This is a genomic window from Klebsiella sp. Q11, assembly GCF_964241505.1.
GTDB lineage: Bacteria > Pseudomonadota > Gammaproteobacteria > Enterobacterales > Enterobacteriaceae > Klebsiella > Klebsiella michiganensis.
On sequence record NZ_CAXSXW010000018.1, the window covers coordinates 22,414 to 38,780 of the forward strand.

9 protein-coding genes and 5 pseudogenes are annotated in these 16,367 nt (G+C 54.8%); 4 read left to right on the forward strand and 10 right to left on the reverse strand.

Going from position 1 to position 16,367, the window contains the following annotated elements; translation table 11 throughout:
- Window positions 1-59: 59 nt before the first annotated feature.
- The 3 genes and pseudogenes from lacZ to ACESQ2_RS24030 form a co-directional block, all read left to right on the forward strand.
- Window positions 60-3,134 carry a beta-galactosidase gene (gene lacZ, locus ACESQ2_RS24020; RefSeq protein ID WP_004118823.1) on the forward strand — a complete coding sequence of 1,025 codons (3,075 nt, stop codon included), beginning with the start codon at window positions 60-62 and terminating at the stop codon, window positions 3,132-3,134.
- A 51-nt stretch (window positions 3,135-3,185) separates the two neighbouring features.
- Entirely contained in the window at window positions 3,186-4,439 is a 1,254-nt protein-coding gene (gene lacY / locus ACESQ2_RS24025) for a lactose permease (protein WP_004118826.1), read from the forward strand.
- Between the two features lie 65 nt (window positions 4,440-4,504).
- A pseudogene (locus ACESQ2_RS24030) lies at window positions 4,505-4,645 on the forward strand (maltose acetyltransferase domain-containing protein); the annotation flags it as partial.
- 14 nt (window positions 4,646-4,659) lie between these two features.
- Here the strand turns inward: ACESQ2_RS24030 and ACESQ2_RS24035 are convergent.
- The 10 genes and pseudogenes from ACESQ2_RS24035 to ACESQ2_RS24080 form a co-directional block, all read right to left on the reverse strand.
- Window positions 4,660-5,354 (reverse strand): annotated as a pseudogene (locus ACESQ2_RS24035) (IS1 family transposase).
- A gap of 375 nt (window positions 5,355-5,729) precedes the next feature.
- Entirely contained in the window at window positions 5,730-7,463 is a 1,734-nt protein-coding gene (locus ACESQ2_RS24040) for an ABC transporter ATP-binding protein (RefSeq protein WP_004118832.1), read from the reverse strand.
- 7 nt (window positions 7,464-7,470) lie between these two features.
- Window positions 7,471-8,418: an acetamidase/formamidase family protein gene (locus ACESQ2_RS24045; protein WP_004118225.1), complete on the reverse strand. Its 948-nt coding sequence runs from the start codon at window positions 8,416-8,418 to the stop codon at window positions 7,471-7,473.
- A gap of 44 nt (window positions 8,419-8,462) precedes the next feature.
- On the reverse strand, window positions 8,463-10,067 hold the full coding sequence (locus ACESQ2_RS24050; RefSeq protein ID WP_049078392.1) for an ABC transporter substrate-binding protein: 1,605 nt from the start codon (window positions 10,065-10,067) through the stop codon (window positions 8,463-8,465).
- A gap of 12 nt (window positions 10,068-10,079) precedes the next feature.
- Window positions 10,080-11,000, reverse strand: a complete 921-nt coding sequence (locus ACESQ2_RS24055) for an ABC transporter permease (protein WP_004118837.1) — start codon at window positions 10,998-11,000, stop codon at window positions 10,080-10,082.
- Window positions 11,000-11,848: an ABC transporter permease gene (locus ACESQ2_RS24060; RefSeq protein ID WP_004118228.1), complete on the reverse strand. Its 849-nt coding sequence runs from the start codon at window positions 11,846-11,848 to the stop codon at window positions 11,000-11,002. The genes ACESQ2_RS24055 and ACESQ2_RS24060 overlap by 1 nt, the downstream gene beginning before the upstream one ends.
- Window positions 11,845-12,438, reverse strand: a complete 594-nt coding sequence (locus tag ACESQ2_RS24065; protein ID WP_004118229.1) for an ANTAR domain-containing response regulator — start codon at window positions 12,436-12,438, stop codon at window positions 11,845-11,847. The genes ACESQ2_RS24060 and ACESQ2_RS24065 overlap by 4 nt, the downstream gene beginning before the upstream one ends.
- Window positions 12,435-13,562 (reverse strand): transporter substrate-binding protein, encoded by a 1,128-nt coding sequence (locus ACESQ2_RS24070; protein WP_004118840.1) that lies wholly within the window; start codon window positions 13,560-13,562, stop codon window positions 12,435-12,437. The genes ACESQ2_RS24065 and ACESQ2_RS24070 overlap by 4 nt, the downstream gene beginning before the upstream one ends.
- Window positions 13,563-13,846: 284 nt before the next feature.
- A pseudogene (locus tag ACESQ2_RS24075) lies at window positions 13,847-13,948 on the reverse strand (integrase); the annotation flags it as partial.
- Between the two features lie 412 nt (window positions 13,949-14,360).
- Window positions 14,361-14,549, reverse strand: a pseudogene (locus ACESQ2_RS24080) (DUF2913 family protein); the annotation flags it as partial.
- 465 nt (window positions 14,550-15,014) lie between these two features.
- Between ACESQ2_RS24080 and ACESQ2_RS24085 the strand changes: the two are divergent.
- A pseudogene (locus ACESQ2_RS24085) lies at window positions 15,015-16,010 on the forward strand (IS110 family transposase).
- Window positions 16,011-16,367 lie beyond the last annotated feature (357 nt).

The window sequence follows — 16,367 nt, forward strand, 5'->3', positions numbered from 1 at the left end:
GTCCGGCTCGTATGTTATGCGAAAATGTGAGCGGATAACAATTCACGCAGGATACAACTATGACAATGATTACGGATTCACTGGCCGTCGTATTACAACGTCGTGACTGGGAAAACCCTGGCGTTACCCAACTTAATCGCCTTGCGGCACATCCCCCTTTCGCCAGCTGGCGTAATAGCGAAGAGGCTCGCACCGATCGCCCTTCCCAAGAGTCGCGCAGCCTGAATGGTGAATGGCGCTTTGCCTGGTTTCCGGCACCAGAAGCGGTACCAGAAAGCTGGCTGGAGCGCGATCTTCCTGACGCCGATACTGTCATCGTCCCCTCAAACTGGCAGATGCACGGTTACGATGCGCCTATCTACACCAACGTGACCTATCCCATTGCGGTCAATCCGCCGTATGTTCCCACGGAGAATCCGACAGGTTGTTACTCGCTCACATTTAATATTGATGAAAGCTGGCTACAGGAAGGCCAGACGCGAATTATTTTTGATGGTGTTAACTCGGCGTTTCATTTGTGGTGCAACGGGCGCTGGGTCGGTTACGGACAGGACAGTCGTTTGCCGTCTGAATTTGACCTGAGCGCATTTTTACACGCCGGAGAAAACCGCCTCGCGGTGATGGTGCTGCGCTGGAGTGACGGCAGTTATCTGGAAGATCAGGATATGTGGCGGATGAGCGGCATTTTCCGTGACGTCTCGTTGCTGTATAAACCGAGCACGCAAATCAGCGATTTCCATGTAGCCACTCACTTTAATGATGATTTCAGCCGCGCTGTACTGGAGGCAGACGTTCAGATGTACGGCGAGCTGCGCGATGAGCTGCGGGTGACGGTTTCTTTGTGGCAGGGTGAAACGCAGGTCGCCAGCGGCACCGCGCCTTTCGGCGGTGAAATTATCGATGAGCGTGGTGGTTATGCCGATCACGTCACCCTACGTCTGAACGTCGAAAACCCGAAACTGTGGAGCGCCGAAATCCCGAATCTCTATCGTGCGGTGGTTGAACTGCACACCGCCGACGGCACGCTGATTGAAGCAGAAGCCTGCGATGTCGGTTTCCGCGAGGTGCGGATTGAAAATGGTCTGCTGCTGCTGAACGGCAAGCCGTTGCTGATTCGCGGCGTTAACCGTCACGAGCATCATCCTCTGCATGGTCAGGTCATGGATGAGCAGACGATGGTGCAGGATATCCTGCTGATGAAGCAGAACAACTTTAACGCCGTGCGCTGTTCGCATTATCCGAACCATCCGCTGTGGTACACGCTGTGCGACCACTACGGCCTGTATGTGGTGGATGAAGCCAACATTGAAACCCACGGCATGGTGCCAATGAATCGTCTGACCGATGATCCGCGCTGGCTACCCGCGATGAGCGAACGCGTAACGCGAATGGTGCAGCGCGATCGTAATCACCCGAGTGTGATCATCTGGTCGCTGGGGAATGAATCAGGCCACGGCGCTAATCACGACGCACTCTATCGCTGGATCAAATCTGTCGATCCTTCCCGCCCGGTACAGTATGAAGGCGGCGGAGCCGACACCTTCGCAACCGATATTATTTGCCCGATGTACGCGCGCGTGGATGAAGACCAGCCCTTCCCGGCTGTGCCGAAATGGTCCATCAAAAAATGGCTTTCGTTGCCTGGAGAGACGCGCCCGCTGATCCTTTGCGAATACGCCCACGCGATGGGTAACAGTCTTGGCGGCTTCGCTAAATACTGGCAGGCGTTTCGTCAGTACCCCCGTTTACAGGGCGGCTTCGTCTGGGACTGGGTGGATCAGTCGCTGATTAAATATGATGAAAATGGCAATCCGTGGTCGGCTTACGGCGGTGATTTTGGCGATACGCCGAATGATCGCCAGTTCTGCATGAACGGTCTGGTCTTTGCCGACCGCACGCCGCATCCGGCGCTGACGGAAGCAAAACACCAGCAGCAGTTTTTCCAGTTCAGTTTATCCGGGCGAACCATCGAAGTGACCAGCGAATACCTGTTCCGTCATAGCGATAACGAGCTCCTGCACTGGATGGTGGCGCTGGATGGCAAGCCGCTGGCAAGCGGTGAAGTGCCTCTGGATGTCGCTCCACAAGGTAAACAGTTGATTGAACTGCCTGGACTACCGCAGCCGAAGAGCGCCGGACAACTCTGGCTAACGGTTCACGTAGTGCAACCGAACGCGACCACATGGTCAGCAGCCGGACACATCAGCGCCTGGCAGCAGTGGCGTCTGGCGGAAAACCTCAGCGTGACACTCCCCTCCGCGCCCCACGCCATCCCGCAACTGACCACCAGCGAAACGGATTTTTGCATCGAGCTGGATAATAAGCGTTGGCAATTTAACCGCCAGTCAGGCTTTCTTTCACAGATGTGGATTGGCGATAAAAAACAACTGCTGACGCCGCTGCGCGATCAGTTCACCCGCGCACCGCTGGATAACGACATTGGCGTAAGTGAAGCGACCCGCATTGACCCTAACGCCTGGGTCGAACGCTGGAAGGCGGCGGGCCATTACCAGGCCGAAGCAGCGTTGTTGCAGTGCACGGCAGATACGCTTGCCGACGCGGTGCTGATTACCACGGTCCACGCGTGGCAGCATCAGGGGAAAACCTTATTTATCAGCCGGAAAACCTACCGGATTGATGGAAGTGGTCAAATGGCGATTACCGTTGATGTTGAAGTGGCGAGCAATACGCCACATCCGGCGCGGATTGGCCTGACCTGCCAGCTGGCGCAGGTAGCAGAGCGGGTAAACTGGCTCGGATTAGGGCCGCAAGAAAACTATCCCGACCGCCTTACTGCGGCCTGTTTTGACCGCTGGGATCTGCCATTGTCAGACATGTATACCCCGTACGTCTTCCCGAGCGAAAACGGTCTGCGCTGCGGGACGCGCGAATTGAATTATGGCCCACACCAGTGGCGCGGCGACTTCCAGTTCAACATCAGCCGCTACAGTCAACAGCAACTGATGGAAACCAGCCATCGCCATCTGCTGCACGCGGAAGAAGGCACATGGCTGAATATCGACGGTTTCCATATGGGGATTGGTGGCGACGACTCCTGGAGCCCGTCAGTGTCGGCGGAATTCCACCTTAGCGCCGGTAGCTACCATTACCAGTTGCTCTGGTGTCAAAAATAATAATAACCGGGCAGGCCATGTCTGCCCGTATTTCGCGTAAGGAAATCCATTATGTACTATTTAAAAAACACAAACTTTTGGATGTTCGGTTTATTCTTTTTCTTTTACTTTTTTATCATGGGAGCCTACTTCCCGTTTTTCCCGATTTGGCTACATGACATCAACCATATCAGCAAAAGTGATACGGGTATTATTTTTGCCGCTATTTCTCTGTTCTCGCTATTATTCCAACCGCTGTTTGGTCTGCTTTCTGACAAACTCGGGCTGCGCAAATACCTGCTGTGGATTATTACCGGCATGTTAGTGATGTTTGCGCCGTTCTTTATTTTTATCTTCGGGCCACTGTTACAATACAACATTTTAGTAGGATCGATTGTTGGTGGTATTTATCTAGGCTTTTGTTTTAACGCCGGTGCGCCAGCAGTAGAGGCATTTATCGAGAAAGTCAGCCGTCGCAGTAATTTCGAATATGGTCGCGCGCGGATGTTTGGCTGTGTTGGCTGGGCGCTGTGTGCCTCGATTGTCGGCATCATGTTCACCATCAATAATCAGTTTGTTTTCTGGCTGGGTTCTGGCTGTGCATTCATCCTCGCCGTTTTACTCTTTTTCGCCAAAACGGATGCGCCCTCTTCTGCCACGGTTGCCAATGCGGTAGGTGCCAACCATTCGGCATTTAGCCTTAAGCTGGCGCTGGAACTGTTCAGACAGCCAAAACTGTGGTTTTTGTCACTGTATGTTATTGGCGTTTCCTGCACCTACGATGTTTTTGACCAACAGTTTGCTAATTTCTTTACTTCGTTCTTTGCTACCGGTGAACAGGGTACGCGGGTATTTGGCTACGTAACGACAATGGGCGAATTACTTAACGCCTCGATTATGTTTTTTGCGCCACTGATCATTAATCGCATCGGTGGGAAAAACGCCCTGCTGCTGGCTGGCACTATTATGTCAGTACGTATTATTGGCTCATCGTTCGCTACCTCAGCACTGGAAGTGGTTATTCTGAAAACGCTGCATATGTTTGAAGTACCGTTCCTGCTGGTGGGCTGCTTTAAATATATTACCAGCCAGTTTGAAGTGCGTTTTTCAGCGACGATTTATCTGGTCTGTTTCTGCTTCTTTAAGCAACTGGCGATGATTTTTATGTCTATTCTGGCGGGCAATATGTATGAAAGCATCGGTTTCCAGGGCGCTTACCTGGTGCTGGGTCTGGTGGCGCTGGGCTTCACCTTAATTTCCGTGTTCACGCTTAGCGGCCCCGGCCCACTTTCTCTGCTGCGTCGCCAGGTGAATGAAGTCGATTAAGAAATTAATGTCGGATACGGCGCGAGCGCCTTATCCGACCAACTTATCAGGACGGAATGTTAAAAATGAACATGTCGATGACAGAAAAAATAAAAGCAGGCAAGCTATTTACCGATATGTGCGAAGGCTTACCTGAAAAAAGACTTCGTGGGAAAACATTAATGTATGAGTTCAATCACTCGCATCCATCAGAAGTTGAAAAAAGGGTAATGACTCCAACTTATTGATAGTGTTTTATGTTCAGATAATGCCCAATGATTTTGTCATGCAGCTCCACCGATTTTGAGAGCGACAGCGACATCCGTCCCAGCCGTGCCAGGTGCTGCCTCAGATTCAGGTTATGCCGCTCAATTCGCTGCGTATATCGCTTGCTGATTACGTGCAGCTTTCCCTTCAGGCGGGATTCATACAGCGGCCAGCCATCCGTCATCCATATCACCACGTCAAAGGGTGACAGCAGGCTCATAAGACGCCCCAGCGTCGCCATAGTGCGTTCACCGAATACGTGCGCAAACCGTCTTCCGGAGCCTGTCATACGCGTAAAACAGCCAGCGCTGGCGCGATTTAGCCCCGACATAGCCCCACTGTTCGTCCATTTCCGCGCAGACGATGACGTCACTGCCCGGCTGTATGCGCGAGGTTACCGACTGCGGCCTGAGTTTTTAAGTGACGTAAAATCGTGTTGAGGCCAACGCCCATAATGCGGGCGGTTGCCCGGCATCCAACACCATTCATGGCCATATCAATGATTTTCTGGTGCGTACCGGGTTGAGAAGCGGTGTAAGTGAACTGCAGTTGCCATGTTTTACGGCAGTGAGAGCAGAGATAGCGCTGATGTCCGGCAGTGCTTTTGCCGTTACGCACCACCCCGTCAGTAGCTGAACAGGAGGGACAGCTGATAGAAACAGAAGCCACTGGAGCACCTCAAAAACACCATCATACACTAAATCAGTAAACCACTTCACATTAATGGCAGCAAACACCCGAACCGGCAGATGAGCTCCGTGTTGTTCTACGGCGCAAATAGGTAGTACGGCGACGATATTCGCCATATCCAGTTTACTGAATTCCCGCGTGGTGAGATCACACCACTAGGGAGAAGACGGTTTAAGCATGTTTACCTCCGGTTTTGTCTAACAATAAAAGATACGGTACGTTGCATTTAGGGCATTTTAGACCGGCTCTATGTCCTGCTATGTGCTAACTTTTCCAGTTTAATGGCCTCTCGTCGAGTTGTGTGGCAACAGTGTTGCCACCGGCGGAAATCCGCCGGTTTGAATGCTTTTTTGTTCAGCAGGCGACGAGGTGCCCGTCGCCAAAATCGGTAAAGCGCTGCGGTACTCTCTGATAGCCGATGGGTTTGATCGGTTCTGGTCTTATCGGCATTGCGCTGGTGGCTCGGGGTTGCCGTCTTTGCTGAACGTCAGGTATAGGAACGGCGCTGAGCAAGTGCTGAGTATAAGGATGCTGCGGATGGTGCAACACTCGATCTCGTGGGCCGATCTCCACGAGCTGGCCGCCAAACATCACCGCTACCCGGTGGCAGATGCGCTCCACCACCGCCATATCATGGGAAATAAACAGATAGCTGAGCCGATAGCGCTGACGCAAATCTTCCAGCAGCGTCAGCACCTGCGCCTGTACTGAAACATCCAGCGCGGAAACCGATTCATCGGCGATGATCACTTTCGGGTTCAGCGCCAGCGCGCGGGCAATGCAAATGCGCTGGCGCTGGCCGCCGGAAAACTGGTGCGGATAACGCCGCATCGCTTCCGCTGGCAGGCCGACCTGCTGCAATAGCTGCGCCACCCGCTCCGTGCGCTGTACTGCGGGCATCTGCTCATGAATCAGCAGCGGCTCCCCAACCAGGTCGAAAATAGTTTTGCGCGGATTGAGCGCCGCCCAGGGATCCTGAAACACCATCTGCAAATCGCGGCGTACCGCTCTTAACGCCTCGTCCTTCAGGCCGTGCAGCTCCTGTCCGTTAAGCTGCGCGCTGCCGCTAAATGGCACCATATTCATCAGCGCTTTTGCCGTCGTCGATTTACCGCAGCCGCTTTCACCGACGATGCCCAACGTCTCGCCGGGGAAAAGATCGAAGCTGACGCCATCGACGGCATGGACTTCGCGACGCACGCGCAGGCCGTCGCCGCGCACCGGAAAGCGCACGCTGAGGTCGCGGACGCTGAGCAACGGTCGCGTCGCCTCGACCGGCGCCAGCGCGGGCGCCTGGCCCAGCACCGGTACCGCCTGCAACAGCTGGCGGGTATAAGCCGCCTGCGGCGAGGTAAACAGCGTTTTTGCCGGAGCCTGCTCCATGATTTTGCCGTGACTCATGACCAGCACATCATCGGCCATTTCTGCCACCACTCCCATATCGTGGGTGATCAACAGCAGGCTGGTGGAAAACGCCTGCTGCAGTTCGCGCATCAACTCGAGGATCTGCGCCTGAATAGTGACGTCGAGGGCCGTGGTCGGCTCATCGGCAATCAGCACCTGTGGCTGGCACAGCATTGCCATGGCGATCATCACCCGCTGGCGCATACCGCCGGAAAGCTCGTGCGGATACTGTTGCAGGCGCTTCTCCACATGACTGATTTTGACCGCGTCCAGCATCGTGCTGACCCGGCTGCGCCGTTCACGGCGGCCCAGCACTTCGTGGCGTTGCAGCGTCTCTTCCAGCTGCTGGCCCACCGTCATCAGCGGATTGAGCGAGGTCATCGGTTCCTGAAAAATCATGGCAACCGACTTGCCGCGCAGCAGCTGCATTTGCCGCTCCGGCAGGCTGAGCAAATCCTGGTTATCAAAAATAATCGCGCCGCCTGGAATCTGTGCCTCCTCCGGAAGCAAACCCATGATCGCCAGCGAAGTCAGCGATTTACCGCTGCCCGACTCGCCGGCAATGCACAGAGTTTTTCCCGGCCAGAGCGCAAAGCTGACGTCATCCACCACCCGCTGTGTACCAAACTGGATCGACAGGCGCTCGACCGAGAGCAGCGGCGCCGGAAATAGGACTGCTGACATAACGCTCCTAATTAAACACGCTGTTGGGAAAATAGAACGACACCACCCAGTTAGGCCGATCGACGATTTCGCTGATGCGCAGATCGCCGCACACGGAGCAGAGCATATAGGCCTCTTCCGCCGACATCCCTTGTTCGCGGCACAGCGCATCGATGGTATAGCTTACCGCGTCGCGGGCGGCGGTCATCAGGTCAGGGCCAATGCCGGTGAAGGCGCTGTAGCCGTGCCGATCCAGATGTTGGGTCACTGGGCCAGGGGTGGCGAAACGCGGCGTTTTCAGCGGCATATCTTTAACCACTTCCAGCTTCACCACCACGTCCATCGCGCTTTCAATCGCCGTGCCGCAGACTTCACCATCGCCCTGCGCGGCGTGGGTGTCACCAATAGAAAACAACGCGCCTTCTACTTCCACCGGTAGCCATAATGTGCAGCCAGCGGCCAGATCGCGAATATCCAGATTGCCGCCCACGCGGCGCGGCGGCACCACCGAATGATGGCCCGCGGCGGCGGGAGCGACGCCGAGGGTACCGGCGAAGGGTTTCAGCGGTACGCGGCCATATCGGCCAAAGGCGCAGGGGGTTAAGCCCTGGCGGTCATATTGCCACAGCGTCAGCGCCGGATCAGAAAACTGATCGGCCAGCAGGCCGAAGCCCGGGATATTCGCAGTCCAGCCAAAGCCGCTGGGACGAAAGGATTCCAGCGTCACCTTTAGCGCATCGCCCGGCTGAGCGCCTTCCACATAGACCGGGCCACTGACCGGGTTGAGCTTATCAAACGGCAGCGTTGGGATATCCGCTGCGGTAGAACCGGCGTTGAACCAGCCGTTAGCCGCATCCAGGCAGTGAAACTCCAGTTGGCTGCCGGAAGCTACGTGCAGGACCGGGCTCAGGCTGTTATCCCAGCCGAAATGATGTTGAGCATGATGAATGGTCTTCACCAGACAATTTTGGCACATCCTGACTCTCCTTTAAGCAGCGGCGCCGTCCCGGCGCCATCAAATTATTTCAGTCCGATATAGTCGTAGTTGACTGGTACATGCACTGGATCGACATACAGCGCGTCCTCGCCCCCCATGCGTGTGGAATGTACGGTGTAGCGCTTCTCGTTGAATACCGGCACCCAGGGCGCGTCATCCATTGCAGTGATGAAGATTTTGCGCCAGGCTTCAATGCGCGCGTCCTGCTGGTCGGGTTTCACCATGCTGTCCGCCGCGGCCGCCTGCGCGTCCAGCGCTTTGTTGCAGTAGCGCGCCCAGTTCCAGCCGCCCTCTACCGCCCCGGCGCAGCCGAGGATCGGGCCATAGAAGTTGGAGGGATCCGGGAAATCGGCGATCCACGCCATGCCGCCGGACCAGACCATCGGCGCTTGGCTGGCGGAGCCGCCCGCCGCAATCACATTCGCCTGCGCCAGGGATTTGATGCTGGCGTGGATGCCCACTTTGGCCAGATCCTGCTGGATAGACTGGGCGATACGCGGCTGCGGATCGGTATTCATCACGTACAGTTCGGTAGCAAAACCGTTGGGGAAACCCGCTTCGCTGAGCAGTTGCTTCGCTTTTGCCGGGTCGTAGCTGAAACCCTGATATGCCTTGTCATAACCGGGCATGGCGGGTGGCAGTGGCTGGTTGGCCGGCGCCGCGCGTCCATTAATGATGCGCATGATGCGATCTTTGTTGACCGCCATGTTCACCGCCTGGCGGACTTTGAGATTATCGAAAGGCGGCAGCGTGGTTTTCATCGTCACGTAGCCGGTCTGCAACTGGTCGCCGGTGACCATCAGGCCCTTATAGGCCGGGTTGTTTTTAAACGACAGAAACTGTGCGGGCGGTACGCCGTCGCCGGCAATATCCACTTCGCCTTTTTCCAGCCGCAGCAGAGCGACCGAGGGATCCTGTCCCATTTCGAACTTTATGTGATCCAGCCGCGGCACGCCGGCTTTAAAGTAGTTCGGGTTTTTGCGGAAGATCAGCTCCTGGCCCAGCTTCCACTCCTGGAGCTCAAACGCGCCGCTGCCGACCGGATGCTTGCCGAAGTCGGCGCCCCATTTCTCCACCTCCTCACGGGGAACCACCGAGGCAAAGTTCAGCGCCAGCACATGCAGGAAGGTGGCGTTGGGCTCTTTCAGAGTGATTTTTACCGTATGATCGTCGACGACCTCGATACCGCTCAGGGTCGTGCTTTTACCGCTGGCCTCCTCGTCATAGCCCGCGATGGGACTGAAGAACCCGGCGCCCGGACTTTGGGTTTTCGGGTTGACTGTGCGTTCCAGAGAATATTTCACGTCCGCCGCCGTGACCTCGCGGCCGTTGTGGAATTTCACCCCTTTGCGTAGCACAAAGGTGTAGACCTTGCCGTCCTCGGAAATGGCGTAGCTCTCCGCCAGGTCGTTCACCAACTCGGTGGTGCCGGGACGATAGTCCATCAGGCCGTCGAACAGGCTTTTGATCATCGACCAGTTTTGCCAGTCATAGCCAATGGCCGGATCGAGGGTCGCCACGTCGTTCTGGTAGGTCACCACGATATCGCCGCCGGTCTTCTCGTCAGCCTGCGCGCCATAAGAGAAACAGGCCGCGGCCACCGCCATTGTCAATAACGCATTTTTCATCATCTTCCCCTGCTACTTTTTGACATCAATGCGCGGATCGACCCACGGCAGCACCAGATCCGCAATAAGGTTGCCGCTAACAATGGCAACCGCTGACACGGTGGTTACCCCGACAATCACCGGGATATCCACCTGTTGAATCGCCTGCCAGGCCAGCTGACCGATACCCGGCCAGCCAAAGACCGATTCGACTACCACCAGTCCGCCCATAAAAATGCCGATATCAATGCCTATCATCGGAATTAGCGGCAGCACGGCATTCGGCAGCACGTGACGCAGCAGTACGCGGGTTCGGCCCAGCCCTTTGGCCCGCGCGGTACGGATAAAATCCTGATGCAGCACCTCAATCATCGACGAGCGCAACATGCGTGAATACCAGCCGCTGCCGAGCAGGCCGAGGGTTAGCGCCGGTAGCGCCAGATGGCTGAAGCCGCCATAGCCTCCCATCGGGAACCAGTTGAGTACCACGGCGAAAAGATAGAGAAAAAGCATCGCGGCGATGAACTGCGGCGCCGAAACACCGATAAAGGAGAGCGCCATCAGAAGCCGGTCCGCCAGCCCGCCGCGTTTTAACGCCGCCAGGGTGCCGAGGGCGATCCCCAGTACCAACTCGCAGAGAATACCCGCCGCCATCAGCTGCAGTGACGGCCCGATACGGGCGGAAACCAGTTCACTCACTTCGCTGCGCTGAATAAACGAGCGTCCCAGATCGCCGTGCAGCAGCCCCTGCAGATAACGCCAATATTGCTGATAAAACGGCAGATCCAACCCCAACTGATGGCGGATGTTTTCGACTACTTCCGGCGTGGCACTGCGCCCGGCGATTTGGCGCGCTGGATCGGCGGGCAACATAAACAGCAGCAAATAGCAGATCAACGTAACGCCAAGCAGGATCAGCCCGGCATGCAACAGACGTTTTCCCAGAAATAGCATTAGTTTCGTCCTTTTAAGCCGGGATCGAGGGCGTCGCGCAGGGCGTCACCAGCGATATTGAAAGAGAGCGACAGCAGCACAATCGCCGCGCCGGGAAAGAACACCAGCCAGGGAGCCGAAGTAAAATAGCTCTGGCTTTCAAAGATGATGTTGCCCCAACTCGGCGTTGGCGGCTGTACCCCCACCCCGAGGAACGATAGAGTAGCTTCCAGCAGGACTGTGGTGGAGATGCCTAGTGTGGCCCAGACCAGCACCGTTGGCGCCAGATGTGGAATTAAATGCACGCCGAGAATACGCAACGTTCCGGCCCCCAGGGTGCGTTCCACGGCGATAAAGTCGCGGGCGCTAAGCGCGCTAGTTTCGGCGTAGATAACCCTGGCGATCTGCACCCAGTTCACCATGGCGATCACCAGGGAGACGATCCAGACACTTGGCTGGAAAATCGCCGCCAGGGCAATCGCCAGCAGCAGTGCGGGAAACGCCATCATCAGATCGGTAAAGCGCATCAGCAGCCCTCCGATACGCCCCTGCAGATAACCTGCGCTAAGCCCTACCAGGACGCCGATCAGTACTGCAGTGCCGTTGGCGACAACACCGATGAGTAACGAAGTACGAGCTCCGTAAATTAAACGCGAGAAGAGATCGCGTCCCAGCAGATCGGTTCCCAGCCAGTAAGTGCTGTTGGGAGAAAGCGGTGCGCCTTCCAGGCTCAGTCCCTCGACAAACTGTTCATCGGGATCGAAGGGGGTGAGCCAGGGGGCAAACAGCGCGCTCATCACCACCAGGAGAATAAACAGCAGCGAGAGCAGCAGGGCTGGCCGGCGCAGAAAATATCCGACTCTATTCATTGTGCTCCCCGCTTGCCGGACGACATTCGTAGCAGCCACTTCTGCGCCACCTGTGCCACCGACTGGTTCGTACACATTGATTCCGAGCGCAGGCGAACCCATGCCTGTTGTTCATCAATACTTTCCGCTTGCATCTGGGCCGCCAGAGCTTGGGTAATCTGCGGCATTGCTGCCAGACGCTGGCGCAGTAGCATCTGTTGCTGTTGAATGTCATGCAACTGCTGACGCAGCCCCACTGCCATCATCAGGGTGGTATAGATGGCTCGCTGTGTAATAGGCTTGGTAAGGAGCGCTGTTGCCCCTAACTCCAGCGCGCGCTGTACCTGGTAAAGTCCCTCATGTGAGGTCAGCGCGATCACCGGTATTCCCGCCAGATTGATCTGGCTCAGGGTTAGCGGGCTGGCGAATGCCTCCAGTTCCACCAGTACTGCACAGGGGGTGAGAGGAGGTAAAGCCTCATCTCCGGTCAGGTGATGCCAGCGGATACCCATCCGCGTCAGGTTTTTTTCCAGCGCTTCGCGACTCCTTGCTTCACAGTCTACCAGCAGGAGCGGCTGAGCATCTAAATCCGGGGACAGCAGCGTTTTCATTTAACAATCCTCAGAGCAGGTCTGGCTGCAACCGTTCGGCTTTCACGTAGCTCGGTCGCGGAGAGATAGGGATCGGGCATAACCGGCAGCGGTTCGCGATGCAGTATCTGAAAGCAAGTTTGTTGCAACTCAGCGATGTAGCAGGGCAAACAGGCGTGGTTGTTTCGAGCCATTACTGAGCGAGCGCCCGGAGAATCAACGTCGTGCTGACGATGCAGTGCCGCCAGCACCGCACCCGGCTCGCTGTTTCCGGCCTCGCGCAGGCTATTGGCAAACAGCCTTACTGCCCGCCAGCCGCCGATATAGTAGTGGGAGATGCGCTGTGCGCCATGTTGCAGGTGCTGCCGCGCGCAAAAATCGAGATCGACGCTCTCAAAAAACGGTCCGCAGGAAAGCAAACGTACCGCCCTTAGTGGCGCGACTTCGGCGACTTCGGCTTCGGTAAAATTACAGCTGAGCACCGCTAACGTCCGCCGATCGCGAAGACAGGCCTCGTCCAGTGCGCGCAGAAACGCATAAGAGGTTTCGCCTACCAGGTTATTGAGCACAAAATCTACCTCTGTGCTGAGAATCGCCTCAATCAACTCGGTCACGTTGCTGTTTCTCAGGTGCAGATATTTTTCGCCCACCACCGTACCGCCGGAACCTTCCACTACCTCACGGGCGATACGATTGCTTTCCCAGCCCCAGACGTAGTTAGAGCCGATCAGCCAGGAGCGATTTCCGAACATATCCAGCGCCAGCCGCAGGAGTGGCAGCAGAGTCTGGTTCGGACAACCGCCCAGATATACGACCTGCTCGCAGCTCTCGAACCCCTCGTAAGGACAGCCATACCACAGCAGCAGGTTATGCTGCTCCAGGTCCGGGATAATCTCCTTCCGACTGGCAGAGGTAATGGTTCCGAAGATATGGCGGATGCCGTGAGCGATAAAGGTGCTCACCGCTTCACTGTAGGCTGCGAGTTCACCCGCAGGGTTGATATGTCGGGCCCGCAGCTGAAAAGGATAAGCAGGATCGGCATTGATTTCCTCTAAGGCATGGCGCGCACCAAGCAGTGTGCTGTTCGCCAGGTGGCTGTAGGTACCTTCTGTGGAAAGCAAAATTCCAATATCAATAGTTTGCACGTATGTTTGCTCTCTGCATTAATAAAAAAGCCTGATTGTCCTTATTAGGACAATCAGGCTTCATTACCTGTCGATATTTAATGGATTCAAGGCTTAAGGGTTGCCCCTGCTTGCATATACCCGACATGAAAAATTCATGCCATTTTTAAAGCACAGTTAAATCAATGGATTATTTATTTTTGGAGACACTTTTGCACCAATGGGATGCGGCTTGCTCAGTTATGGTGCAATTTTCTGATGCAGTCTGGTCTCTTCAACATGAGGTGGAGTAATGCACACCTGTTTTAGTTCCACGCACTTTTTGAGAGTTCCGGTTTTTCAGCCATCAGCAGGTGATCCTCCGGCGTCAGGTTATTCAGGGATTCATGGGGACGCTCTGGATGGAAGATCCTCGTGACGAAGCCGAATTTGCCCCCGGCCACGTGCTTTTTTTCGAGCGTAATGTTGTCCATGCATTACCAACCCTTCTTGAAGAACCCGTAATATTTCTGTCATTGGCCAGCCCTCGTCGTGATCCTGAAGATATTACCTTTGTTGACCCGAAAGATGGCACTGCCAGAACCTTTATGGCCAGAAATAATGAGTCAGCATAATTTATTTCCTAGTCCATTCATATGAAAACACTGGCGGAAGAGGGCTATGCACCGAGGTAAAGGGAGGCAATCCGTCGTCAGACGGTGTACTGTACACCGAAGAACAAAACCAGGCCCGTCAGCGCGAAGGGGCTGGTTTTGTTCAAGCGAGAATACCGCGCAATGTATTAATCAGTGCAGGCTCACGTTCAATGAGACACAGCAGTTTCAGAAGCCACTCGATGTCGGGGGTAATATCACACGAAAAGCGACGTTGCTTCAGCGCCGTCGCCAGCCACCTGGTGAGAAAGAGATTTTACTGTACTGGCGACACTATATCGCCGTTCTTCCTACCTAATGCCAGCGCAACCAGCTCGCACCACGCCAGATGGGCCGATTTTTCCTTCAGATTCACTACGAACGTTTTCCCTTATTTTTCGAGAACCTGAATGTATCTTAACCGGAAGCAGAAAGGATTCGGAACCGTTCACCCTGAATTGAATACACAGCCTGGACTGACGAGCAAGTTCTCTGAATGCCGCTTTGCGGCATGGAGGCGCCAGCAGCAGTTGAGTACAACTCTGATAGTGAGTGGCGCCGTTGCCCGGCGCAGCCGGCTACTGTGTTGACAGGTTCTGCCTCACCGACCCCCTCCCTTGTATCTAACAGTTTGTGGTGATTAGCTACCACCACTGAAGCAGAGTGAGCCGCCCCCTTCCCTTAAGGTCAGAAAAGTCGGCACCGCTGAACCTTGATTTGCAGCACATGGCCCTCCGCTTCACCTTTCACGCCAGCACATCAGGTTGAACGGTTACCGGGAGCTCGACTCCGTATGTACAAGGCGAACAGGCGTGACGGTTTATGTGAGAGGAGTTTGACCATGTTTCCAGTCGGCATTGACGTAAGTAAAAACCCCCTGGATCTTTGCATGCTTTATGACGGTATCAAAGGACGCATAAAAACCCGTAACATCCAGAATAACAGACATTCAGTTGAAAATATTCTTCGCTGGCTCAGGCTTCAACATTGCAGTCCGGAAGATGTTCATGTGGTAATGGAAGCTACCGGTGTTTATCACGAACGGCTGGCCACTGAATTACATGATGCCGGTTTCCGGGTTTCTCTGGCCAACCCTCACCGTAGTCGGGAGTTTGCGCGTGGCATGGGAATCATGACAAAAACGGATAAGGTGGATGCGTATATGCTGGCCTGTTACGCATTCCTTAAGAAGCCACACCGCTGGGAGCCGCCGGCACCCGAAATCAGATATCTCGGTGCACTCCTGCGACGGCGGGATGTTCTGCTGGGTGATGCCCTGCGTGAGGAGAACAGACTGGAAAAATACCTGTCGACAGACACACCTGCAGATATTATCAGTTCCTGCAGGCGTATGGCGCAGCTTCTGCGCGAGGAGATAAGTAATATCGAGCGGCAGATAAAAGCACATATCAAAGCCAGCCCTGCACTGAGGCGTGATTATACACTGCTGGCCTCAATTAAATCGGTTGGTCCCCAGCTGGGGATGCATATGCTGATCGTGCTTCGCAGCCATAACTTTGTATCGGCTGAGCAGGCTGCCGCCTTTCTGGGCGTGGTGCCGATCGAGAAACGCTCAGGCACATCGGTCCGGCGCCGGCCGCGGATGTCGAAAATCGGCCCCCCTCAGTTGAGAGCGAAGCTTTACATGTCCGCCCTGTGCGGAAAAATCTACAATAAGCGAATGCGTAATATTTACGATGAGATGTGCCTGCGGGGTAAACCTAAAATGGTGGCCATTGGCGCGCTGATGCGGAAACTGGTGCACTGATGTTATGGCGTCCTGAAGACCGGAACCGTTTTTAATGACGAAGACCTGAAACCGGTACTGTCAACCTGACTATACCAGGCTGGCATTAAACACAAGGTAACGCTCACTGCAATAAGTGAGCGCAGTCCGTTATGAGCGAATAGCGGAAGTTCACAGTTTGACAAAGGTATGATTAAAATAGTGCCTTGTTCAACAACAGGGAACAGGTCAAGAGATATATTCAATTGTTATCCAGGAATTTTTCAAAATATTATATCGAACATCATCTTTTCTTGTTTTTTTTGTTGTTCATCGTTACAAGTGAATCGAGGGATGAAAGAAAAAAATATATTTATCAAAAACATAAATCTTTCTGAAATTGCTATCCCACCTCAGATTACTGGGCTGACCTAATCTATAGATCAAGTTCGCGTTATACTTTAATGT

Coding starts and splice junctions, on each gene's coding strand:
- lacZ (WP_004118823.1), top strand. CDS start 60: ATGACAATGATTACGGATTCACTGGCCGTCGTATTACAACGTCGTGAC.
- ACESQ2_RS24060 (WP_004118228.1), bottom strand. CDS start 11,848: ATGAATAGAGTCGGATATTTTCTGCGCCGGCCAGCCCTGCTGCTCTCG.
- lacY (WP_004118826.1), top strand. CDS start 3,186: ATGTACTATTTAAAAAACACAAACTTTTGGATGTTCGGTTTATTCTTT.
- ACESQ2_RS24040 (WP_004118832.1), bottom strand. CDS start 7,463: ATGTCAGCAGTCCTATTTCCGGCGCCGCTGCTCTCGGTCGAGCGCCTG.
- ACESQ2_RS24055 (WP_004118837.1), bottom strand. CDS start 11,000: ATGCTATTTCTGGGAAAACGTCTGTTGCATGCCGGGCTGATCCTGCTT.
- ACESQ2_RS24050 (WP_049078392.1), bottom strand. CDS start 10,067: ATGAAAAATGCGTTATTGACAATGGCGGTGGCCGCGGCCTGTTTCTCT.
- ACESQ2_RS24045 (WP_004118225.1), bottom strand. CDS start 8,418: ATGTGCCAAAATTGTCTGGTGAAGACCATTCATCATGCTCAACATCAT.
- ACESQ2_RS24065 (WP_004118229.1), bottom strand. CDS start 12,438: ATGAAAACGCTGCTGTCCCCGGATTTAGATGCTCAGCCGCTCCTGCTG.